A 21,155-nucleotide genomic window follows, 5' to 3' on the forward strand; every position below is an offset into this window, starting at 1 on the left:
ATCAGGATATACTGCCGTGAAAAAATGGAATTCCATCGTAGCATTTGCTGTTGGTTCCACCGTGATGTTTTCAGTGCCGACTTTCGCCTATGTGGGGCTTTCAAATACACGCGATATCAATGCCCCGATTCATGTCCATACGGCGAACCAGGACCGGGTGACCCATGTGTTGCCCACGGGGCGGATCGTCAGCCCCGTGGGTCTTGTCAACGGCGCCCCCAATTTTGTGACCGCGGTCGTGCCTGTGGGGCATTATGTGGCGGCCATGGCAAACGGCGCGACCCGGGCGCAGACCATTACGCTCTACAAACAGAAGACCTTGGAACAGGTGGCTGAGATCGCCGCATACAAAAAGGGTGCCCCAAAAGAGGCCCCCCTGCCTACGGACGCCACGAATCTGCGCGACAACGTCATTGGCCATCAAAGCTTTTTTCAGGGCATGGCGGTCGGACCCGATCACACCATTTACGTTGCGGGGGGTGGCGGCAGCGACGTCGCGGCATTCACCGTTCAGGACGGTAACCTCAAACTTCTACGCCGCTATCCCCTGGCTTGGCAGCCTTTCCCCAAGGCCCAGTATCCTTATACATACCAGGGACACCATATCGGTAAGCCGCGACTCTTTTATCCGGACTCCATCGCCGTTGGGCACCGGGGTAGACACCTCTATGTGACGGGTATGCTGTCCAACAGTCTGGCCCGTATCAACCTCCAAACTGGCAAGACCGATTACCTCAATGTTGGACCCTATCCCTTCGCAGTGACTTTTGCCGATGGCGGAAAGAAGCTGGTGGTCAGCCTGTGGGGTGGTAATGCCGTAGCGGTAGTTGATCCCGAAACCATGAGGCTGCTGGGTACGGTTCGTGTCGGACCTCCGACAGGCCCTAACAATACCCAGGCGGGTGTGCATCCGACCGCTCTAGCGGCGGTACCCCATTCGCCCTATGTGTTCGTAGCGCTGGCCAACATCGACCGGGTGGCTGAGATCGATAGCGCCGATTTGCGGGTCAAGGGTTTCATCAACGACAGCCCCTATCCCGATGCGCCGCCGGGCAGTTATCCGGACGGATTGACCATTACGGAGGGCAATCTCTTTGTGGCCAACGCCGGCAACAACGATGTTGCCGTCTATAACGATCAGACGGGTAAGAACCTGGGACTGATCCCCACGGGCTGGTATCCCACCGCCATCACGCATGCGCATCATGCGCTGTACATCGTCGCCGCCAAGGGTCTCGGCTCTGGTCCCAATGTGGAGCACCAGTGGGTCGGGAACATGATGGATGGTCTGGTGCAAAGAGTCCGCCTTCAGCATCTCATGTTCCATCTTCCCGCATGGACCCAGGAAAGCCTGCAAAACGATGGCTTTACTCCCGCGCAGCAGGAGACACGTCACACAGAGGATGTGAAAACAGACGCCTTCCTGCGCAAGCATATCCACTACGTCGTTTTCATCCTGCGCGAGAACAAAACCTTCGATGAGGATTTTGGCGATGACCAGACGGCAGGCGCCTGGGCCGATCCGCATCTGGATCTCTACGGATCCCAAGAGTTGCCGAACCTCTATCACCTCGCCCATCACAATACGCTCTTCGTGAATTTCATGGCCGACGGTGAGGTAACCGCCCAAGGCCATCAGTGGACCACATCGGCATCGGATTCGGATTTCGTGCAACGCACCTGGCCGGAGTACTACTCCGGTCGCGGACTCGTGGCCAATCCCGGCTGGACCCAATCTCTGGTTCCCGGCGGGGCGACGGGTACGGGTGGGGTGCCCCTGGGTGTCGACAATCCCTATGCCATCTATGAGAACCTCTCGGCACTGGGCAAGTGGTCCAATCCCTGGATCAGCTTTCCGGCCCGTCTCTTTCTCTTCAACGACCTGCTGAGCCACCAGGTATCGTTCGAGGACTTCGGGGAGTTTGTCTCCCGTTCCCAAGCAGGCAACATCTCCAAGGCCATGGACCAGCATCTCGCGACGGGTTTCCCGGGCTGGGACCGGATGATCCTCGACACCTATCGGGAAAAGATGGCGGTAAACTGGCTCAAGGCCCACCCCGGTTCGAAATTCCCGCACTTCATCTATATCTGGTTACCGGATGATCACACTGCGGGACGCAAATCCTGCTACTACACGCCGGATTACTATGTGGCCAATAATGACTATGCTACGGCAAAGTTCATTCATTATCTTTCCACGACACCCGAGTGGAGGCATATGGTGGTGTTTTTGACCGAAGACGACGCGCAGTCCGGCGCCGACCACATCAACGCCCACCGGACCTTCGCTTTGGCCATGGGACCCTGGGTGAAAAAAGGCTATCTCGAAACCAGTCTCTATTCCCAGGTGAACATCCTCAAGACCACCGAGGCCATCTTCGGCCTGCCGCCCATGTCTCAGTGGGATCAGAATGCCGGCGTATTCTCGGGGATATGGACGAACCATCCGGACTTCGCGCCTACCCAGGTTTTGCCCATGCAGGTGCCAGTCACCTTCAATGCGGGGAAATGTGATCACTATACGTTGCTGCGCCGCGAGGCGGGCGCCACCGGACATTACCTGACCGCCAACGAGACGGCCTGGTACAAAGAACATCAGACCCCAAACGGCGCAGGTCTTCCCGCCCCGAGCAAGGCCGACACTTATACGCCGACCACGCTGCTCAAGGTTCCCGGTCCAGAGCAGATGAAACAGGAGTGGATCGCGAGCAAGGGGCGCAAATCCTACGCGCGGGTCATGGCCTACCTCAAGGCCTATTCCGCGCAAAAAGATGCGCCGGTAAATGCCTATCAGGCCGGTGAGAAAGAATGACGCTATTATGTGATGGCGCGCGGGGAGCATCGATTATCAGAAACTTGTGAACAAGATGGCTGGATGGTCCAACGCTTGATCCGTCTGGTCGGCCATGATGACCAACTCACGGCGTTGTGTGGCGGTTTTTTTGTCCGGCAACACGTCTACTTCATAGCACGCAGGGCATCAGCAAGACAGAAGTGTCGGGCTTCTACGCGCTGGCAGGCTTCTTCGAGGGTCTGTCGATCCAGCTCGGCTCCTTTCATGAGTGCCCAGGCCGTGGCTTCGGCCTTGGTATCAAAGGTGGCTGACAGATACGGGTAGCCCAGTTTGCGGATCGGCACCCGCCAATACTCGCCACGGCGATTGATGGTCGCCATTCACCCGTCTTGTTCTGATGGATTTCAGACAAGGAAATAGGGGCTGTGCCAAACTCAAGCGCAGACACATCCGACGGTTACAGGGGTTTTGCTACGACACGAGGATTTTTTGTCCACCGAGCCAGAAGGGTTTTACTGTGCCACCCATCTGTGCCAATGGTTTTTTCCGCAAGGTTTATGTGTGTAACTTATTGATTTGTATGGTGGCGCTTCAGGGACTCGAACCCCGGACACGCGGATTATGATTCCGCTGCTCTAACCAGCTGAGCTAAAGCGCCCCGCGAGACGCAGATTAAAACGTTTACAGACGTTTCTGTCAAGTTGCATGTGACCGAAATGGCGCAACCTTCCCTGGCATGTCGAGGGCGAAGAATCCAACGCCTGGGCTCTACAAATCGTTATCTACAAAAAGTGGGAAGTTATAATAGACTTCGGGCTTCATGCTTCCACTATGCCGCGGTCCCCGACATAGTGTGCCGGGACGGAAAAAAGAAAAGAGCACGCTATAGCCGTACACAATTTCTCGGTACGCCCCCCACCGAGAAATCAGCGATTGTCGAGTTTTTATTTCCGGCTGGGATTAGGGTCCTCGGCTTTTAACTGTTGTGCCAGAGCCTGCAGTTTTTGCAGGGCAGGCATTTCCGGTTGCTGAACCGTCTGCATAGTTGCTTGTGGCAATACGATCGGGCAGTCCGCTGCGATCCAGCGCCCACGCTGGGTAAAATGCTCGTCCAATACCGGTGTTGCTGAAAATTTCAGGTCGCCGGAACCGGTCATGGTGGCGCGATGCAGCCTGCTGCGATCGTCACTGAAGATCATTTTGATGTCCTGGGTTACGGTCCCATTAGGTATGGTTTGTAAACTGTGAATAAGCACCGTTGTATGATTGGCCGAGTTCGTGACCGTATTTTCGGTTTCCGTGAATTTGGTTTTGCCGACATTCGGGATAAATGCTTGCGCGCTGCCGGTACGAGCATTCCAGCAGGCTTCCTGGGTGAGTGTAGCGTGCTGCTGCATGGGGCCGTGAATATCCGAGACAATTCGCCAAAGACCAGGAGCGATCATCAGTGCAGAGCCTTTAGCGGCAACAGCTACCCCCGCAGGCAGGATACATAATCCGACGAGTGATAGTGCCCAAAGCGCCGCTGTACCCATCCCCACCCCTCTGTCAAATTATTTGACCGTGAGTATCAAGGGGAAATATTTTCCCGTCAATATGTTCCAATGCGATCCAGAAGTCGGGTGCGAGTCAGCGCAGCAACCGGCGACTGAGCAGACGCCACCCAAGCACATAGGCCACCAGGGTGTACAGCAGCAGCACGCCCGTGTGGTACAGCACCTCATGGGGCAGATGCCCGGTCAGCAGCGGCCGCAGCAGGGCCACCGCATGGGTCAGCGGCAGCACCTCTGCGATGTCCTGAGCGAAGGGCGGCAGCGATTGGAGGGGGTAGAAAACGCCGCAGAAGAGAAACATCGGCGTCACCGCCAGAGTGAAATAATACATGAAAAAATCATAACTGCGTGCCAGTGCCGTGATGACCAGCGCCACCCCGCCGAAGCTCAGCCCCGCGAGCAAAATGACCGGCAGCGTCAGGATCACCCAGGGGCCCTGTATGGCGTCAAAAAGACTGGCGACGATGATGATGGCCACGGCACTGATCAGCCCTTTGACGGCGCACCAGGCCACCTCACCGGCGAGGATGTCGCTGACCCGCAAGGGGGTAGCCAGCATCGCTGCGTAGGTGTGCTGGGCGCTCATCCGGGTAAAGGCCGAGTACAGACCCTCGAAGCTGGCGGTGTTCATCACGCTGCTGGCGACGATGCCCGAGGCGATGAAGGTGATATAGGGCATTCCGTCCATCTGCCCGACGAAGTGCCCCAGGCCGTAACCCAGCGCCAGCAGATAAAGGAGCGGGTCACCGAAGTTGCCGAGCAGGCTCGGCACCAGCAACTTGCGCCAGACACCGAAGTTGCGCTGCAGTACGGCCAGCGCCCCGGCCCCCGGCAAGGCGTCACGTATCGGCATTATTCGGTTTCCTCCCGCAGATCGCGTCCCGTCAGGCGCAGGAACACATCCTCCAGGCTGGCGGGACGCTGTATCCAGCGATAGGCCGGATCATCGCCAAAGTGCGTCAGCAGCGGGGTCAGATTCGTCCCGTAGCAAATCAGGGTGTCGCCCACGCGCTCACTGAAGCTCACCCACTGGCGATGCAGATCCTGCGGGTCCGGCAGATCACCATCCACCCGGCGCAATTCGACGACACCCCCGGGGATATGGGTGGCGATCAAGCCACGTGGACTGTCTTCCGCCAGAATCCGGCCATGATCGATGATCCCGACCCGATCCGCCAGACGTTCCGCTTCGTCCATATAATGCGTGGTCAGCAACAGGGTGGTGCCCTGTCGCCGCAATTCGCGCAGACGCTGCCAGATGAGATGACGGGCCTGAGGGTCGAGTCCCGTGGTGGGCTCGTCCAGCAGCAACAACTTGGGGGCGTTGATCAGAGCGCGGGCGATGGTCAGGCGGCGCTGCATACCACCGGACAGGGCATGAATCGGCTGAGTGGCGTAGCCGCTGAGGGCCATGAACTCCAGTAACTCGGCGCTGCGCTGGCGGATCAGCGCTTTCGGCAGGCCGAAGTAGCGGCCGTAGGTCCAGAGGTTTTCCTGTACGGTAAAATCGGGGTCCAGGTTATCCGTCTGGGGCACCACCCCCATGCCCGTCCGCGCCGTGCGTCCCATTTCTGCGAGCGTCCGGCCATCGATACGAACCTCTCCGCCATCGGTTGGCGTCAGCCCCTGGATCGCCCGTACCGTAGTGCTTTTACCCGCCCCGTTGGGGCCGACCAGGGCGAAGCATTCCCCGGCGGCGACGGCGAGGTCTACCCCGCGCAGCACCTCGCGCCCGCCATAACGCTTATGCAGCGCCCGTAGTTCAAGAAAAGCTGGATTCACGACAGGGGCTGCTGACTCCCATCTCGCTTACTTCTTCACTGAGGGACGCCAACAGTGCCCCTTGCAGCGCATTGAGCTGACCATGAAAGAAGTGGTCTGCGGGAAGCAAAATTTGCCTGGGCCGGACGGGCAGTGTATCAACCCAGTTTTCTACGCTCGTGGCGGGTACCAGTTCGTCCAGTTCGCCCTGAATCAGGGTCCACGGGCAGGAAGGTGCTGGCAGCACCGTGAAATCAAAGAGATTGACGGGCGGGGCGACGGTCAGAAGACGGCTGATACGTGGATGGCGGTGCACGCTGCGGTAGGCCACATACGCTCCGAAGGAAAATCCGGCGAGCCAGATATCGAAGCCGGGGCGGCGCTCCTGCACCCAGTCGAGCACCGCCAGGCAATCCTCGGTTTCACCACGGCCATCATCATAGACGCCCGTACTCCCGCCCACCCCGCGAAAATTGAAGCGCAACGACGGGACGCCCAGCTGATTGCAGGTTTTGCTGAGATAATACACGACCTTGTTGTTCAAGGTACCGCCGTAAAGGGGGTGCGGATGGAGAATGACCGCCACCGCACCGCGTGTCTCTTTGTCGGGGCAAGCTGTGACACCCTCCAGATCACCCGCGGGACCCGGAATGATGACCCGCTCGCCCACACATTCCGGGCTAGCGAGTTCACCACCATCATAGAGATGACTTCGATCGATGGGCAGCATCAGATCCGCAACCGTTCGACGGGTACGCCGTCGCGCAGGTGAGACTCGACGATCTCGCGAATATCGTCGGCATCCACGTAGGTGTACCAGACGGCATCCGGGTAGACTACGGCAATCGGGCCCTCATCACAGCGCCCCAGACAGCCGCAGCGGTTGACGCGCACCTGTTTTTCACCGTGAATGCCGAGCGCTTTGGCGTGCTGCTTCGCCGCATGAAACACCTCTTCGGCGATGCCGCTGTTATTGCAGGCGCGCTCGCCGTTCTCGCGCTGATTCAGGCAAACGAACAGATGCCGTTGATAAAAAGCACCATCCATAAGCGTTGACCCTCTATCCATAGAAGGACATCATACCCTAATTAATCCTTACTGACAGCGTGCGGAGGTGTCATGTTCAGCGATCAAGTCATTGCCAATATCGATAACGCCTTGCGTACCCTGACCGGACAGCAGGTGGGCAGTGATCGACCCTATCCGGCCAGGGATATTCCCGATACCCTCCTGCGCCCCTGGGAGCGACAACGGGCCGGACGCATGATGCGGGTAAACCACGCGGGCGAGATCATGGCGCAGGCACTCTATACCGGCCAGGCAACCGGCACCGATGACCCTGAATTACAGGTGCAACTGCAGCGAGCGCGCACCGAGGAAGAAGACCATCTGCGCTGGTGTGAAGCCCGCCTGCGGGAGTTGGACAGCCGCCCGAGCTTGCTTGCTCCGCTCTGGTACGGTGCGGGCTGGAGCATGGGTTTTCTCGCCGCCCGGCGTGGCCGCGCCAGCAATCTTGGCCTGGTCGTTGCGGTAGAAAACCAGGTGGAAGAACATCTCAACAGCCATCTGGATGAACTCTCTGCCGACGATGGCCGCAGTCGCGCCATCGTGGCGCAGATGCGCGATGACGAAGTCGGGCATGCTGCAAAAGCGGAAGAAATGGGCGCGGAAAAACTCCCCATGCCCATCCGCCTGGCGATGGGGGTTTTTTCGAAGGTTCTGACGCGGGGGGCGCTATGGATCTGATGGCTCAGGAAAAACCATTGCCGGATGTCGGCGCCGGGCGGATATGCAGTTGGGCCCCACCCGCCAAGTGGATGCGATAACGACCGGCCATTACGGCCTCGGCCATGCTGGCGATGGTCTGCCTGCCGAGCAGGTCGATTACCTCCGCCTTGAGCGGCTTCCACTGGGTATGCACGGGGCAGGCGGTTTCATCCGCGCAGGCCTTGAGGCCGAGTACGCAGCCCTGACCAAACGGCTGTCCTTCCACGATCTCGATGATGTCGAGGATGTTCATCTGTCCTGCTCCGGGGCGCAGGACAAAGCCGCCGCCGCGGCCCTTGAAGGAATCGAGCACCCCGCGCTTGGCCAGATCCTGCAGGATCTTCGCCAGATACTGGGCGGGGACGTGTAGATAATCGGATATGTCCCGACTCAGCACCGGCTCCCCGGATGGCTGTGCCGCGAGGTAGATCAGGGCCTGTAAGGCGTATTCGCTGGTTTTACTCAGTAGCATGGAGGCATCCTCAGCATTCTTCTCGAATCTCATAGTCATGGGTGATCGCCGCAGTTTTACCCAACATGATGCTGGCCGAGCAATATTTTTCTGCGGATAGGCCGATGGCGTGACTTACCCGCTTGGGATCGAGCGCCTTGCCGGATACCACAAAATGCAGATGAATCCCGGTGAACACCTTCGGGTCCTGCTCCGCCCGCTGGGCCGCCAGCTCCACCACACAGCTGCGGATATCCTGCCTGGACTTCTGAAGAATCATCACCACATCGATACTGGAGCATCCGCCCAGGCCCATCAGCAGGAGCTCCATGGGGCGCGGGCCGAGATTACGTCCGCCGATCTCGGCGGCGCCATCCATGACCAGGGCGTGACCGCTGTCGGCATCGGCGACGAAGCTCATCTGCCCGGGACCCATCCATTGTACGCGTGCTTCCACTCTTTGCTCCCTATTCCCGGAAACTACCGATTCCCATTTAATGACAATCAACTAGCCGTGTAAACTGCGTTTAGTCAAAAAACAGGTGTTGCAGGGCGTCTCCCGGCTGGGCGGTGCGCATAAATGCCTCGCCCACGAGAAAGGCACCGACTCCCGCGGCGCGCAGGGTGGCCACCTCCTCCCGGCTGCGGATGCCGCTTTCGGTGACGACGATCCGCTCTCGGGGAATCTCGGGGAGCAGTTTCAGCGTGGTTTCAATTTCGGTGACAAAACGCCGCAGATCCCGGTTATTGATGCCGATCAGTGGGGTACGCAATTTTAGTGCGCGCTGTAACTCGGCTGCATCATGCACCTCCACCAGCACCGCCAGATCCAGGCTCTGCGCCGTTGCCTCCAGACTCTGCAGCTCGGCATCGCTCAGGGCCGCAACGATGAGCAGGATGGCGTCGGCCCCAATGGCCCGTGCTTCCCAGACCTGATAGGGATCGATGCAGAAATCCTTGCGTAGCACGGGCAGTGGGCAGGCCTCACGGGCGGCGGCGAGATAGAGGTCGGCGCCCTGAAAATAGTGTTCATCGGTCAGAACCGACAGGCAGGCTGCGCCATGGGCGGCGTAGTCTTGGGCAATGGTCACCGGATTGAAGTCTTCGCGGATTACCCCCGCCGACGGCGATGCCTTTTTGATTTCGGCGATCACTGCGGGCTGTCCCTGGGCCATTCTGGCGCGAACGGCGCCGACGAAGTTGCGCGGCGGTGCCGTCAGGGCCACTGCCGCCTGCAGCTCCGCAAGGCCCAGACGGGTTTGGCGCTCCACCAGCTCCTCCCGCTTATGGGCAATGATTTCCTGAAGTATGTCGGTCATGTCTTATCCCTGTGAAGTCCTGCCCAACAAAGCCTGCCACTTATCCCAGGCGGCGCCGGATTTGAGCACAGCCCGGGCGACCACCACGCCCACCGCCATATCGGGGACCACGTCCGCCGCATAGAGGGCGGCCCCGGCATTGAGCAGAACTACGTCACGACGCGGGCCGGGGCGATTCTGCAATACTTCTTCCGCCGCCGCCAGAGCGGCCGCCACGCTGTCGATTTGCAGGGTCGCCAGCGGTGCTGATGACAGCCCGAAGTCCTCCGGCTGAATCCGGCTGCGACTGATCATCCCGTCCTTTAACTCCGCTATGTCTGATGGCCCGGACAGGCTGATCTCATCCAGGCCATCGTGCCCATGTACCACCAGCACATGGCGTGATCCCAGTTCCCGGGCGGCTTCGGCCATGGGAATCAGCCAGCGCTCGGCATAAACGCCGAGTACCTGATGCGGCGCCCCCGCCGGGTTGCTCAGTGGTCCCATGAGGTTGAACAACGAACGGATGGCGAGCTCCTTGCGCGGACCAACGGCATAACGCATGGCGCCATGGTGCGCCGGCGCGAATAGAAAACCGATACCGATGCGCTCGATACTGTCGGCGACTTCTGCGGGGCTCATGTCCATGCGCAGACCCGCGGCTTCCAGCACGTCAGCGCTGCCGCTGCGGCTGACCATGGAACGGTTGCCGTGTTTGGCCACCCGCGCCCCGCCGGCCGCCGCCACCACCGCAGACACCGTCGATATGTTGAAGGTGCTCAGTGCGTCACCGCCGGTACCGCAGGTATCCAGCAGGTGATCGGTAGAGACTTCTACCCGCGTCATACAGGCGCGCAAAGCCTGGGTGGCGCCCACCAGTTCCTCGACCCGCTGCCCCTTCATGCGGAGTCCCATGAGCAGAGCACCGATCTGCGCGGGAGTCCATGCTCCGGCCATGATAGCGGCGAAGACCGTTTCCGTCTCTTTGCGCGACAAGTCCTGCCCCGCCACGATTTGCTCCAGTATGTCCCGGACGATCATCGCGCGCCCCCTTGCAGAAAGTGTTGCAGCAAGGTCTTGCCATGTTCGCTGAGAATGGACTCGGGGTGAAACTGCACGCCCTCCACATCCAGGGTACGGTGGCGCAAGCCCATGATTTCTCCTGCCGCGGTCCAGGCCGTCACCTCCAGCGTATCCGGCAGAGAGGCGCGCTCGACGATCAGGGAGTGATAACGGGTGGCGGCAAAAGGGTCGGGTAAGTCGCGGAAGAGTCCTTTGCCGTCATGGAAAATGGGTGAGGTCTTGCCATGCATCACTTTGTCGGCACGGACGACTTTGCCGCCGAAAGCCTGACCGATGGCCTGATGCCCGAGACAAACGCCGAGCAGCGGGATTTTTCCGGCGAAATGACGAATGACCTCCAGAGAAATGCCCGCTTCGTTGGGCGTACAGGGGCCGGGCGAAATGCAGATGCGGCTGGGAGCCAGTTGTTCGATAGCCGCCACGTCGATGGAATCATTGCGCTCGACCCGCACTTCCGCCCCCAGTTCGCCGAAGTATTGCACCAGGTTGTAGGTGAAGCTGTCGTAGTTATCAATCATGAGCAGCATGATCTGCCCTCCCTTCGGGGTCGAGGCCGTTTTCGGCCAGTGCTACGGCGCGGAACATGGCACGGCGTTTGTTCATGGTTTCTTCCCACTCCGCCGCGGGTTCCGAGTCGGCGACAATGCCGCCGCCCGCCTGGATATGCAGCATGCCATCCTTGATGACCGCGGTGCGAATGGCGATGCAGGTGTCCATATTGCCATTCCAGCCCCAGTAGCCCACCGCTCCGGCATAGACGCCGCGCGCTACCGGCTCCACCTCGCGGATGATTTCCATGGCGCGAATCTTGGGCGCACCGGAAACCGTCCCGGCCGGAAAGGTCGCTCGCAAAGCATCCATGGCGTCCAGTTCCGGGCGCAATCGTCCTGTTACCTGCGAGACGATGTGCATGACATGGGAGTAGCGTTCGATACCGAACGAATCGGTCAACCGCACCGAACCGGTGTCGGCGATACGCCCCACATCGTTGCGCGCCAGGTCGATGAGCATGAGGTGTTCGGCGCGCTCCTTGGGGTCGGCGAGAAGCTCCTGCTCCAGCGCCTCATCTTCGGCGGGAGTCTTGCCGCGCGGACGGGTGCCGGCGATGGGGCGCACCGTGACCTGATCCTCTTCGACGCGCACCAGTATCTCCGGCGAGGAGCCCACCAGATGGGTATCACCCAGGTCCACATAAAACATGTAGGGAGAAGGGTTGATGCCACGCAGGGCGCGATAGAGATCCAGCGGGTGCGCGGTCAGCGGAGTGGACAGGCGTTGGGAGGGCACCACCTGCATGACGTCGCCAGCGCCGATATATGCCTTGATGGTGCGCACCGCCGCCATATACCCCTCACGACTGAAGCTGGCGGTGAAATCTTCCTCGCGGACGTGTCGGGTGCTCACCGGCGGTGAGGATGGCGGTACCGACTCGCGCAGCCGCTGCTGGAGCTCCCGCAGGCGGGCGGCGCCACGCTCCCAGGCTTCGGGTTGGGCGGGGTCGGCATGCACCAGCAGGCGGAGGGTCCCGCGCAGGTTATCGAAGATCAGCAGTTCGTCGGCCACCAGCAATTGTATTTCCGGCAACCCCAGCGGGTCGGGCAAGGGCGTGCTGCGGGCGAGGCGGGGTTCGATGCTGCGGACGATGTCGTAGCCGAAATAGCCCACCAAGCCACCGCTGAAGCGCTCATCGGCATTTTCCAGTGGTGCCACACGGAAGCGTCTGCGGAAGACGCTGATCCATTCCAGGGGGTCCGCCGGGGTCGCTCGCTCGGTCTCGACGCCATCCACATGAACAGTGACAACACCCTGGGTGACTCGCAATATCTGCTGTGCCGGAAGACCGATGATGGAATAACGGCCCCATTTCTCGCCGCCCTGCACAGACTCCAGCAGGTAGGCATAGGGACCATCGACCAGCTTGAGATAGGCCGACAAGGGAGTATCGAGGTCGGCGATGACCTCACGGGAAAGGGGTATACGGTTGTAGCCCTGGCGCGCCAAAGCCTCAAAGGTTGCTTTTGGAATCACGGATCACCTCGTTAGAGCGATAGATAAGGAAGTCACTGCCTTTCAGCAGCAACGCCATCGTCTCTCCCACCGCAGTGTTTTCCGCATGGTGCTTCTGACCCCTCGCAACGCTACGCCAGAATATCCAATAATTCGCTCATGTTGTCCAGCACCGCATCGGGCTCCAGGCAATGGACGGGCTCATCGCCGTTATAACCGTAGGTCACGCAGGCAACGGGCATACCCGCCGCCCGCGCCGCCTCAGCGTCGTTACGTGAATCGCCGACCAGCAGGCAGTTCTCCACCGGCTGATGAAAGTGTTCAGCCGTATGGGTCAGGGGTAACGGGTCGGGCTTTTTCCGTGGCAGGCTGTCGCCCGACAAGATCAGGCCGAAAAAATCGTAGAGGTCCAGTCGCTGGAGCAGCGGCACGGTGAAGGCGGCGGTCTTGTTGGTGATACATACCAGTTCCCGGCCCTGAGCCTGCAAGGTCTCCAGCGTTCTGCGCACGCCCGGGTAGATCACGCTATGATCCAGCAGATGCTCTCCGTAGTACTTGCTGAAATCGACCATGGCCGCATCCAGTTCCACTTCGCTGGGATCGCTGTGGATCGCCAGCGCGCGACGCATCAGTTCACGGACACCGTTACCGATGAAGCCACGAATGACCGGCATTTCGGCGGGCGCACGCCCGAGTTTTTGCAGCACATGGTTGGCCGCGCCAGCCAGGTCCGGCGCGGTATCTACCAGCGTGCCATCCAGATCGAGCAGGACGACGCGCGCGGTAAACCGCGTGCCGGCATTCAGCGTTGCCATGATTCAGCCCGCCAGGGCTTTGCGGAAAGCGGCAATGGTCGCGGCGTAGTCGGGGGTGTTATAGATGGCGCTGCCCGCCACGAAGACATCGGCGCCGGCATCGGCGACCCGCCGCACATTGTCCACCTTGACGCCACCATCCACTTCCAGTTCGATAGCCTTGCCGGTCGCCTCGATGCGCTTGCGGATCGCCTCGATCTTGCGCAGGGTGTACTCGATAAAGCTCTGCCCGCCGAAACCGGGGTTGACGCTCATCACCAGCACCAGGTCAAGACTCTCCAGGACATAGTCCAGCACATCGAGGGGCGTGGAAGGATTGAGGGAAACGCCAGCCTTACAGCCCAGGCTGTGGATCAACTGAATAGTACGGTCCAGATGGATCGTCGCTTCGGGATGCACGGTAATGATATCGGCGCCGGCCTTGGCGAAATCGGGAATGATGCTGTCCACCGGTGAGATCATGAGGTGGACATCCAGCGGCTTTTGGGTGTGGGGCTTGATGGCGGCCGCCACCAGCGGTCCGATGGTCAGATTGGGGACGAAATGGTTGTCCATGACGTCGATATGGATATAGTCGGCACCCGCCTCATCGACGGCGCGCACTTCCTCACCCAGACGGGCAAAATCCGCCGAAAGGATGGAGGGGGAAATCTTGAACTGGGTCATTTTGCCTCCAAAACAGGGCGAGAGCGCCATGCGCCCTCGCCAGTCGACCGGTAGGTAGCGTTATTTAGACGCCGGTGACGCGGGGGTCGAGTTCACCCTTGCTGTAACGCCTGAACATGGTATCCAGCGGGATGGCCTTGATCTTGCTGGCCTGCCCGGCGCTACCGAAGGCCTCATAACGCTGACGGCAGATATCGCGCATGGCATCGAGGGAGGCGGTCAGGAACTTGCGAGGATCAAAGTTCTTGGGATTTTTGGCCAGACTCTGACGCACCGCGCCGGTTGCCGCCAGACGCAGATCGGTATCGATATTGACCTTGCGCACGCCGTACTTGATGCCTTCCTGAATTTCCTCTACCGGCACACCGTAGGTTTCGCCGATGTCGCCACCGAATTCGTGGATGATCTTCAGCCAGTCCTGCGGCACCGAGCTGGAGCCATGCATGACCAGATGGGTATCCGGGATGCGGGCGTGAATTTCCTTGATCCGGTCGATACGCAGGACCTTGCCGGTCGGCGGCCGGGTGAACTTGTAAGCGCCGTGGCTGGTGCCGATGGCGATCGCCAGGGCGTCCACTTTGGTGGCTTTCACGAATCGGGCCGCTTCTTCGGGATCGGTCAGCATCTGGTCATGGCTCAGACAGCCCTCGGCACCGACACCGTCCTCTTCGCCCGCCATGCCGGTTTCCAGGGAGCCGAGGCAGCCCAGTTCGCCCTCGACGGTCACACCGACGGCGTGGGACATCTCCACGACCCTGCCGGTCACAGTGGCGTTGTAATCATAGCTGGCGGGGGTCTTGGCGTCCTCCAGCAGAGAACCGTCCATCATCACGCTGGAGAAGCCGGAGCGGATGGCCTGGATGCAAACCGCCGGGCTCGCGCCGTGATCCTGATGCAGGACGACGGGGATGTCGGGATACTCTTCGATGGCGGCCAGAATCAGATGGCGCAGAAAGGGTTCGCCGGCATACTTGCGGGCGCCGGCAGACGCCTGAAGGATGACCGGCGCGTCGGCGGCAGCTGCCGCTTCCATGATCGCGCGCACCTGCTCCAGGTTGTTGACGTTAAAGGCGGGGATGCCGTAGCTGTGTTCTGCGGCATGATCCAACAACTGACGCAATGAAACCAGGGCCATAACACTTCTCCTAAATGTGAATAAAAATGGATTGGGTCTTGAGCAATCGTATAGAGGAGCCCCCCAAACCGCAAGCCGGGCCCCGGAACGGTCGGGATTGGCCAGACTCAGGCGCGGTGCGTGACATCGCCGACCCGCACCAGCTTGAGGGTATTGGTGCCACCCGGAGCGCCCATGGGCTCACCGATGGTGATGAGGATCAAATCTCCGTCGCGAACGACGCCGCGCCGCCGCAGTTCATCCTCGGCCGCATGCATCACCTGCAGGGGGTCATCATGGCGACTCTGGGGGAAATTGACCGGGTGGACACCGCGATACAAAGTCACCTTGCGCCGGGTATAGACCTGGGGAGTCAGCGCGTAGATGGGCACCCGGGGATTGGCACGGGACAGCCACAGGGCCGTGGAACCGCTCTCGGTAAAAGCCGCGATGGCCACGATGGGCGCGCGCATGGTGGCCAGAATCGCTGCCGCCGCGATGGTTTCGTCCATGCGTTCCAGCGGCCGGTCGATGATCTGCACGGTACCGGTGAGCGGCGCCTGGCGCTCGGCTTCGCGACAGGTACGGTCCATGGCGGCGACCGCCTCTACCGGAAAGGCTCCGCTCGCCGTTTCGGCGGACAGCATCACCGCATCCGTACCGTCGAGGACCGCATTGGCCACATCGGAAACTTCGGCGCGGGTAGGAATCGGCTGGTGAATCATGGACTCCATCATCTGCGTCGCCGTGATCGTCAGACAGTTGTACTTCTGCGCCAAGGCGATAATCCGCTTCTGCACCGGAGGCACCGCCGCATCGCCGATCTCAACGCCGAGATCGCCCCGCGCCACCATGACGGCCTCGGACACCGCCAGAATCTCTTCGATGGCCTCTACCGCCTCGGCCCGCTCGATTTTGGCAACCAGGGCGCCGTGACCACCCGCTTCGCGGAAGAGACGACGCGCTTCTTCCATATCGGCGGCGCTGCGCGGAAAAGAGACCGCCAGATAGTCGGCCTCGAGGCGCGCCGCGGTGATGATATCCGCCCGGTCCTTATCTGTCAGCGCCGGCGCCGTCAGGCCACCACCCGCCCGGTTGATGCCCTTGCTGTTGGAGAGTTCACCACCCTGCACCACCCGGGTGTGAATTTCGGGGCCCTGCACCTTTTCCACCCAGAGCACGATCATGCCGTCATTGAGCAGCAGGGTTGCCCCCCGATCCACATCATTGACCAGTTGCGGGTAGGTCACGCCAACCCGCGTCTGATCGCCAATGGCGCACGTGGCATCGAGAATAAAAGGCTCGCCTTCCCGGATATGGATCTTGCCTTCGGCAAATTTGCCGATGCGGATTTTGGGTCCCTGCAGATCGGCCAGCACCCCGACAGCCCGGCCGTGAGCGCGCGCCCTTTCCCGGACCATCTCCGCACGCTTGACGTGATCCTCTGCCGCGCCATGGGAGAAGTTGAGGCGAACGACATCAACACCCGCCTCGATCAGACGATCGATGACCCGCACATCAGAACTGGCGGGACCCAGGGTTGCGACGATCTTCGTCCGGCGTATCAAGTGTGTGTACCTCGTGCACGTTCTTCCAGCATGGCTACGGCGGGCAGGGTCTTGCCTTCGAGAAATTCCAGAAAGGCACCCCCACCCGTACTGATGTAGGAGACCTTATCTTCGATATGGAATTTGTTGATCGCCGCAATGGTGTCCCCCCCCCCGGCAATGGAAAAGGCGCTGCTTTCCGCCACCGCCCGAGCAATGGCCTCGGTGCCGCCGGCGAAGGCGTCAAACTCAAATACGCCCACCGGGCCATTCCAGACGATGGTACCCGCCTTGCGCAGGATATCGCCCAGCGTTTTGGCGGTGTCGGGACCGATATCGAGCACCATGTCATCGGCAGCGATATCATCCACCCTGCAGGTTCGCGCCGGGGCCGTCTCGGAAAATGCCTTGGCGACCACCACGTCGCTGGGCAGCGGGACATCGCCGCCCTTGGCCCTGGCTGCGGCGATGATGGCTTGGGCATCAGGCACCAGATCCGCTTCACAGAGGGATTTGCCGACAGAATGACCTGCGGCGAGGATGAAGGTGTTGGCGATGCCACCACCCACCACCAGTTGATCCACCTTGTCTGCCAGGGACTTCAGGATGGTCAGCTTGGTGGACACCTTGGACCCGGCGACAATGGCGACCAGAGGACGCCGGGGGTTCTGCAGGGCCTTGCCCAGCGCGTCCAGCTCATTGACCAGCAGCGGACCGGCGCAGGCGACGGGAGCGAACTTGCCGACCCCGTGGGTGCTGGCCTGGGCGCGATGGGCGGTACCGAAGGCGTCCATCACAAACACGTCACAGAGGGCAGCCATCTTTTTGGACAGCGCCTCGTCGTCCTTGCTTTCGCCAGTATTGAAACGCACGTTTTCCAGCACGACGACATCGCCATCCTGAAGCTGCGCAAGGCGATCCTTACCGGCATCCAGCCAGTCCCGTACCAACGGCACATCGCGGCCCAGCAACTGGCTGAGGTGGGCGGCGACCGGAGCGAGGCTGGCCTTTTCGTCGAAAACGCCTTCCTTGGGACGCCCCAGATGGGACATCAGCATCACCCGTGCGCCGCTGGCCAGCGCGGCGCGAATGGTGGGCAGGCTGGCGCGGATGCGGGTGTCATCGGTGATAGCCCCCGCATCATTCATGGGGACGTTGAGGTCCTCACGAATCAGCACCCGTTTGCCCTTTAATGGCACATCCATCATACGCAGGACATTCATGGTCAGATTCCTCCTCAGCGGGCCTGACCCATCATGGCGAGGGCGGTATCCACCATACGATTGGAGAAACCCCACTCGTTGTCGTACCAGGAGCAGACCTTGACCAGCTTGCCCTTGACCTTGGTCAGTGAGGACTCATAGGTGGAGGAGTGCGGATTGTGGTTGAAGTCGATGGAGACCAGAGGCTTGTCGTTGTAGCCGTAGACACCCTTGAGCGCGCCTTGGCTGGCTGCTTTCATGGCGGCGTGGATTTCATCGACGGAGACCTCCTTGTTGACGATACAGGTGAGGTCAACGAGGGAGACGTTATGCGTGGGCACGCGGATAGCGAAGCCGTCCAGCTTGCCTGCCAGCTCCGGCAGTACCAGGCCGATGGCCTTGGCGGCACCAGTGCTGGTGGGGATCATGCTCATGCCGGCAGCGCGGGCACGGCGCAGGTCTTCGTGATAGACATCGATGATGCGCTGATCATTGGTCATGGAGTGGATGGTGTTCATGGTCCCCGCCTCGATGCCGGCGAGATCATTAAGGGTCTTGGCCAGGGGTGCGAGGCAGTTGGTGGTGCAGGAGCCGTTGGAGACGATGTGGTGCTTGGCGGGGTCGAGCAACTGGTGGTTGACGCCGTAGACGACGGTGAGGTCGACCGCATCTTTTGCCGGTGCGGAGATCAGCACTTTCTTGGCGCCGCCCTTGAGGTGCAGGGCCGCCTTTTCGCGGGAGGCAAAGAAGCCGGTGCACTCCAGCACCACGTCCACGCCCAGATCGCCCCAGGGCAGCTTGGAAGGATCGCGTTCGGCAAGCACCTTGACCCGGTCGTCGCCGATCAGCATGTCGCCGTCGTCAACGTTCACCGGGAAAGGAAATCTGCCATGCACGGAATCATACTGTGTCAGGTGGGCGTTGGTTTCGGGGCTGCCCAGGTCATTGACCGCGACAATCTGAACTTCGGCGGTGCGGTCCGCCTCATAGACGGCCCGCAGGATGTTCCGTCCGATACGCCCATAGCCGTTAATACCAATACGCAGTGCCATAATGTGAACTCCTCAACGTTTTAGAATGAATGATTTACAGTGCCTGGAAGTGCGCGACGACGTTATCCGCCGTAAAGCCGAACTTCTCGAACAGGACCGGGGCCGGGGCCGAGGCGCCAAAGTGGTCGATGCCGATGACCGCGCCGTGCAGACCCACATACCGGTACCAGAGCCCCGTGGTGCCCGCTTCGATGGCCACACGCTTGGTGATGCTGCTTGGCAGGACACGTTCCTGATACGCCGCGTCCTGCGCCGCAAAGATATTCATGCACGGCATGGAAACCACGCGCACGTGATGTCCCTGCTCCGCCAGTTTGGCCTGGGCCGCCAGCGCCAGCTCCACTTCGGAGCCGGTGGCGATCAGGATACCCTCGGCCTTGCCGTTTGCGGCCTCCTTGAGCACATAGCCGCCGCGCCGGGCATTGGCCACGGTCTCGTCGGTGTGGGGCAGCGCCGGGAGGTTCTGCCGGCTGAGGGCCAGCAGGGACGGCGTCCGCTCCAGTTTGACCGAGGATTCCCAGGCGATGGCGGTTTCCACGGCATCCGCCGGGCGCCAGACATGGAGGTTGGGGATCAGACGCAGGCTGTTGACCTGCTCGATGGGCTGGTGAGTGGGGCCGTCTTCGCCGAGACCGATGGAGTCATGGGTCATCACATAGATCACGCGAATACCCATCAGCGCCGACATCCGGATCGCATTGCGGCTGTAGTCGGAGAAAATCAGGAAGGTGCCGCCGAAGGGCAGGAAACCGCCGTAGAGAGCGACGCCGTTCATGATGGCGGACATGCCGAATTCCCGCACGCCGTAGTGGATGTAGTTGCCCATCAGGCGATGGGGGCCGATGTCGATGGCTTCCTTCCAGCGCGTGTTGTTGGAAGGCGTCAGGTCGGCGGAACCACCGATAAATTCGGGCAACTTCGGTGCAAGGGCCTGAATGCACTGACCGGATGCCACGCGGGTAGCGATTTTGGGCGCCGTCTTACGGAAATCGGCGATGAGCACCGCCACCGCCGCATCGAAATCGCTGGCGGGGGTGCCGGCCAGGCGCCGCTCGAGCTCCGCCGCCTCTTCGGGATAGAGTTCCCGGTATTTGGCGAAACGGGCCTTCCAGTCGGCCTCCGCGGCCTCTCCTTTGGCCCGGGCATCATAGGCGCGGTAGACGGCCTCGGGGATCTGGAACGGCTCCGCGGACCAGCCCAGGTTTTCCCGGGTCAGGCAGACTTCTTCGGCACCCAGAGGCGCGCCATGACAGTCATGGCTGCCGGCCTTGTTGGGGGAGCCGTGGCCGATGACGGTTTTGCAGCAGATCAGGGTGGGCTTGTCGGTCTGCTTGCGGGCGTCCACGATGGCCATTTTGATGGCTTCGGGGTCATGTCCGTCGACGTGACGGATCACATGCCAGCCGTAAGCCTCGAAACGCGCCGGGGTGTTGTCGGCGAACCAGTCACCCACATGACCGTCAATGGAGATGTTGTTGTCATCGTAGAAACAGATGAGCTTGCCCAGCCCCCAGACGCCCGCCAGGGAACAGGCCTCATGAGAAATGCCTTCCATGAGGCAGCCGTCACCGAGGAATACATACGTGTAGTGATGGATGATTTCATGATCGGGGCGGTTGAAGTGACTGGCCAGCATACGCTCCGCCAGCGCCATTCCGACACCGTTGGCAAGGCCCTGACCCAGGGGGCCAGTGGTGGTTTCAATGCCTGGAGTGTCGCGGTACTCCGGATGACCGGGGGTCTTGCTGTGCCACTGACGGAAGTTTTTGAGGTCTTCCATGGAGACATCGTAGCCGGTGAGATGGAGGAGCGCGTACTGCAGGAGGGAGCCGTGTCCATTGGACAGAATGAAGCGGTCGCGGTTGGCCCAATGGGTATTGGCGGGGTTGTGGACCAGAAAGTCGTTCCACAGCACTTCGGCGATGTCCGCCATGCCCATGGGCATGCCGGGATGGCCGGATTTTGCCTTTTCCACGGCGTCCATGGTGAGAACGCGGATGGCGTTCGCCAGATCAGTACGGGTCACAGTCATAACATACTCCTTA

The 21,155-nt window shown here is 60.8% G+C and carries 21 protein-coding genes and 1 tRNA gene; 2 read left to right on the forward strand and 20 right to left on the reverse strand.

Features of this window, described 5'->3' with window-relative positions; all coding sequences use genetic code 11:
• The first annotated feature begins 16 nt into the window (after window positions 1-16).
• Complete coding sequence (locus AFE_RS14800) at window positions 17-2,812, forward strand: bifunctional YncE family protein/alkaline phosphatase family protein (protein ID WP_012537668.1); 2,796 nt, start codon at window positions 17-19, stop codon at window positions 2,810-2,812.
• Window positions 2,813-2,958: 146 nt separating this feature from the next.
• Here the strand turns inward: AFE_RS14800 and AFE_RS14805 are convergent, their stop codons facing one another.
• From AFE_RS14805 to AFE_RS14835, 7 genes are all read right to left on the reverse strand, one after another.
• Window positions 2,959-3,174 carry a phage integrase gene (locus AFE_RS14805; protein ID WP_009561902.1) on the reverse strand — a complete coding sequence of 72 codons (216 nt, stop codon included), beginning with the start codon at window positions 3,172-3,174 and terminating at the stop codon, window positions 2,959-2,961.
• Window positions 3,175-3,375: 201 nt separating this feature from the next.
• A tRNA-Met gene (locus AFE_RS14810) sits at window positions 3,376-3,452 on the reverse strand.
• Between the two features lie 286 nt (window positions 3,453-3,738).
• Window positions 3,739-4,329: a hypothetical protein gene (locus tag AFE_RS14815; RefSeq protein WP_012537669.1), complete on the reverse strand. Its 591-nt coding sequence runs from the start codon at window positions 4,327-4,329 to the stop codon at window positions 3,739-3,741.
• 94 nt (window positions 4,330-4,423) lie between these two features.
• Entirely contained in the window at window positions 4,424-5,200 is a 777-nt protein-coding gene (locus tag AFE_RS14820) for an ABC transporter permease (RefSeq protein WP_012537670.1), read from the reverse strand.
• Window positions 5,200-6,129 carry an ATP-binding cassette domain-containing protein gene (locus AFE_RS14825; protein ID WP_012537671.1) on the reverse strand — a complete coding sequence of 310 codons (930 nt, stop codon included), beginning with the start codon at window positions 6,127-6,129 and terminating at the stop codon, window positions 5,200-5,202. The genes AFE_RS14820 and AFE_RS14825 overlap by 1 nt, the downstream gene beginning before the upstream one ends.
• Window positions 6,110-6,838 carry an alpha/beta hydrolase gene (locus AFE_RS14830; RefSeq protein ID WP_009567148.1) on the reverse strand — a complete coding sequence of 243 codons (729 nt, stop codon included), beginning with the start codon at window positions 6,836-6,838 and terminating at the stop codon, window positions 6,110-6,112. The genes AFE_RS14825 and AFE_RS14830 overlap by 20 nt, the downstream gene beginning before the upstream one ends.
• Window positions 6,838-7,155, reverse strand: a complete 318-nt coding sequence (locus tag AFE_RS14835) for a (2Fe-2S) ferredoxin domain-containing protein (RefSeq protein ID WP_009567147.1) — start codon at window positions 7,153-7,155, stop codon at window positions 6,838-6,840. The genes AFE_RS14830 and AFE_RS14835 overlap by 1 nt, the downstream gene beginning before the upstream one ends.
• A 72-nt stretch (window positions 7,156-7,227) precedes the next feature.
• Between AFE_RS14835 and coq7 the strand changes: the two genes are divergently transcribed.
• Entirely contained in the window at window positions 7,228-7,854 is a 627-nt protein-coding gene (coq7, locus tag AFE_RS14840; RefSeq protein WP_009567146.1) for a 2-polyprenyl-3-methyl-6-methoxy-1,4-benzoquinone monooxygenase, read from the forward strand.
• A gap of 4 nt (window positions 7,855-7,858) precedes the next feature.
• On the opposite strand, the gene AFE_RS14845 is transcribed toward coq7, so the two are convergent.
• The 13 genes from AFE_RS14845 to tkt form a co-directional block, all read right to left on the reverse strand.
• Window positions 7,859-8,347 carry an RrF2 family transcriptional regulator gene (locus tag AFE_RS14845; RefSeq protein ID WP_012537672.1) on the reverse strand — a complete coding sequence of 163 codons (489 nt, stop codon included), beginning with the start codon at window positions 8,345-8,347 and terminating at the stop codon, window positions 7,859-7,861.
• A 10-nt stretch (window positions 8,348-8,357) separates the two neighbouring features.
• Window positions 8,358-8,783, reverse strand: coding sequence for an OsmC family protein (locus AFE_RS14850; protein WP_009567144.1), 426 nt, complete (start codon window positions 8,781-8,783; stop codon window positions 8,358-8,360).
• A gap of 70 nt (window positions 8,784-8,853) precedes the next feature.
• A complete protein-coding gene (gene trpC / locus AFE_RS14855; RefSeq protein ID WP_009567143.1) occupies window positions 8,854-9,645 on the reverse strand; it encodes an indole-3-glycerol phosphate synthase TrpC in 792 nt (263 codons plus the stop codon).
• A gap of 3 nt (window positions 9,646-9,648) precedes the next feature.
• The gene (gene trpD, locus AFE_RS14860) at window positions 9,649-10,665 is read right to left on the reverse strand and encodes an anthranilate phosphoribosyltransferase (RefSeq protein ID WP_012537673.1); all 1,017 of its coding nucleotides are present in this window, start codon (window positions 10,663-10,665) and stop codon (window positions 9,649-9,651) included.
• Window positions 10,662-11,234, reverse strand: a complete 573-nt coding sequence (locus AFE_RS14865; protein ID WP_009567142.1) for an anthranilate synthase component II — start codon at window positions 11,232-11,234, stop codon at window positions 10,662-10,664. The genes trpD and AFE_RS14865 overlap by 4 nt, the downstream gene beginning before the upstream one ends.
• The gene (gene trpE / locus AFE_RS14870) at window positions 11,218-12,735 is read right to left on the reverse strand and encodes an anthranilate synthase component I (RefSeq protein WP_012537674.1); all 1,518 of its coding nucleotides are present in this window, start codon (window positions 12,733-12,735) and stop codon (window positions 11,218-11,220) included. Before trpE ends, AFE_RS14865 begins: the two co-directional genes overlap by 17 nt.
• 110 nt (window positions 12,736-12,845) lie before the next feature.
• Entirely contained in the window at window positions 12,846-13,529 is a 684-nt protein-coding gene (locus AFE_RS14875) for a phosphoglycolate phosphatase (RefSeq protein ID WP_009561007.1), read from the reverse strand.
• Between the two features lie 3 nt (window positions 13,530-13,532).
• Window positions 13,533-14,195, reverse strand: a complete 663-nt coding sequence (rpe, locus tag AFE_RS14880; RefSeq protein ID WP_012537675.1) for a ribulose-phosphate 3-epimerase — start codon at window positions 14,193-14,195, stop codon at window positions 13,533-13,535.
• Between the two features lie 64 nt (window positions 14,196-14,259).
• The gene (gene fba, locus AFE_RS14885; protein WP_009561009.1) at window positions 14,260-15,330 is read right to left on the reverse strand and encodes a class II fructose-bisphosphate aldolase; all 1,071 of its coding nucleotides are present in this window, start codon (window positions 15,328-15,330) and stop codon (window positions 14,260-14,262) included.
• Between the two features lie 107 nt (window positions 15,331-15,437).
• On the reverse strand, window positions 15,438-16,877 hold the full coding sequence (pyk, locus tag AFE_RS14890) for a pyruvate kinase (protein ID WP_012537676.1): 1,440 nt from the start codon (window positions 16,875-16,877) through the stop codon (window positions 15,438-15,440).
• Window positions 16,874-18,079, reverse strand: a complete 1,206-nt coding sequence (locus tag AFE_RS14895) for a phosphoglycerate kinase (protein WP_012537677.1) — start codon at window positions 18,077-18,079, stop codon at window positions 16,874-16,876. The genes pyk and AFE_RS14895 overlap by 4 nt, the downstream gene beginning before the upstream one ends.
• Window positions 18,080-18,093: 14 nt before the next feature.
• Window positions 18,094-19,110 (reverse strand): type I glyceraldehyde-3-phosphate dehydrogenase, encoded by a 1,017-nt coding sequence (gene gap / locus AFE_RS14900; protein WP_009567621.1) that lies wholly within the window; start codon window positions 19,108-19,110, stop codon window positions 18,094-18,096.
• 34 nt (window positions 19,111-19,144) lie between these two features.
• On the reverse strand, window positions 19,145-21,142 hold the full coding sequence (tkt, locus tag AFE_RS14905) for a transketolase (protein ID WP_012537678.1): 1,998 nt from the start codon (window positions 21,140-21,142) through the stop codon (window positions 19,145-19,147).
• Window positions 21,143-21,155 lie beyond the last annotated feature (13 nt).

It is taken from the genome of Acidithiobacillus ferrooxidans ATCC 23270 (assembly GCF_000021485.1).
Classification (GTDB): Bacteria; Pseudomonadota; Gammaproteobacteria; order Acidithiobacillales; family Acidithiobacillaceae; genus Acidithiobacillus; species Acidithiobacillus ferrooxidans.

What these genes read in the sequence shown, in the direction of transcription:
- AFE_RS14895 (WP_012537677.1), bottom strand. Translation starts at nt 18,079, where the DNA reads ATGAATGTCCTGCGTATGATGGATGTGCCATTAAAGGGCAAACGGGTG.
- AFE_RS14805 (WP_009561902.1), bottom strand. Translation starts at nt 3,174, where the DNA reads ATGGCGACCATCAATCGCCGTGGCGAGTATTGGCGGGTGCCGATCCGC.
- trpC (WP_009567143.1), bottom strand. Translation starts at nt 9,645, where the DNA reads ATGACCGACATACTTCAGGAAATCATTGCCCATAAGCGGGAGGAGCTG.
- AFE_RS14820 (WP_012537670.1), bottom strand. Translation starts at nt 5,200, where the DNA reads ATGCCGATACGTGACGCCTTGCCGGGGGCCGGGGCGCTGGCCGTACTG.
- trpD (WP_012537673.1), bottom strand. Translation starts at nt 10,665, where the DNA reads ATGATCGTCCGGGACATACTGGAGCAAATCGTGGCGGGGCAGGACTTG.
- AFE_RS14815 (WP_012537669.1), bottom strand. Translation starts at nt 4,329, where the DNA reads ATGGGTACAGCGGCGCTTTGGGCACTATCACTCGTCGGATTATGTATC.
- coq7 (WP_009567146.1), top strand. Translation starts at nt 7,228, where the DNA reads ATGTTCAGCGATCAAGTCATTGCCAATATCGATAACGCCTTGCGTACC.
- tkt (WP_012537678.1), bottom strand. Translation starts at nt 21,142, where the DNA reads ATGACTGTGACCCGTACTGATCTGGCGAACGCCATCCGCGTTCTCACC.
- gap (WP_009567621.1), bottom strand. Translation starts at nt 19,110, where the DNA reads ATGGCACTGCGTATTGGTATTAACGGCTATGGGCGTATCGGACGGAAC.
- AFE_RS14830 (WP_009567148.1), bottom strand. Translation starts at nt 6,838, where the DNA reads ATGCTGCCCATCGATCGAAGTCATCTCTATGATGGTGGTGAACTCGCT.
- AFE_RS14845 (WP_012537672.1), bottom strand. Translation starts at nt 8,347, where the DNA reads ATGCTACTGAGTAAAACCAGCGAATACGCCTTACAGGCCCTGATCTAC.
- AFE_RS14875 (WP_009561007.1), bottom strand. Translation starts at nt 13,529, where the DNA reads ATGGCAACGCTGAATGCCGGCACGCGGTTTACCGCGCGCGTCGTCCTG.
- AFE_RS14835 (WP_009567147.1), bottom strand. Translation starts at nt 7,155, where the DNA reads ATGGATGGTGCTTTTTATCAACGGCATCTGTTCGTTTGCCTGAATCAG.
- AFE_RS14865 (WP_009567142.1), bottom strand. Translation starts at nt 11,234, where the DNA reads ATGCTGCTCATGATTGATAACTACGACAGCTTCACCTACAACCTGGTG.
- rpe (WP_012537675.1), bottom strand. Translation starts at nt 14,195, where the DNA reads ATGACCCAGTTCAAGATTTCCCCCTCCATCCTTTCGGCGGATTTTGCC.
- fba (WP_009561009.1), bottom strand. Translation starts at nt 15,330, where the DNA reads ATGGCCCTGGTTTCATTGCGTCAGTTGTTGGATCATGCCGCAGAACAC.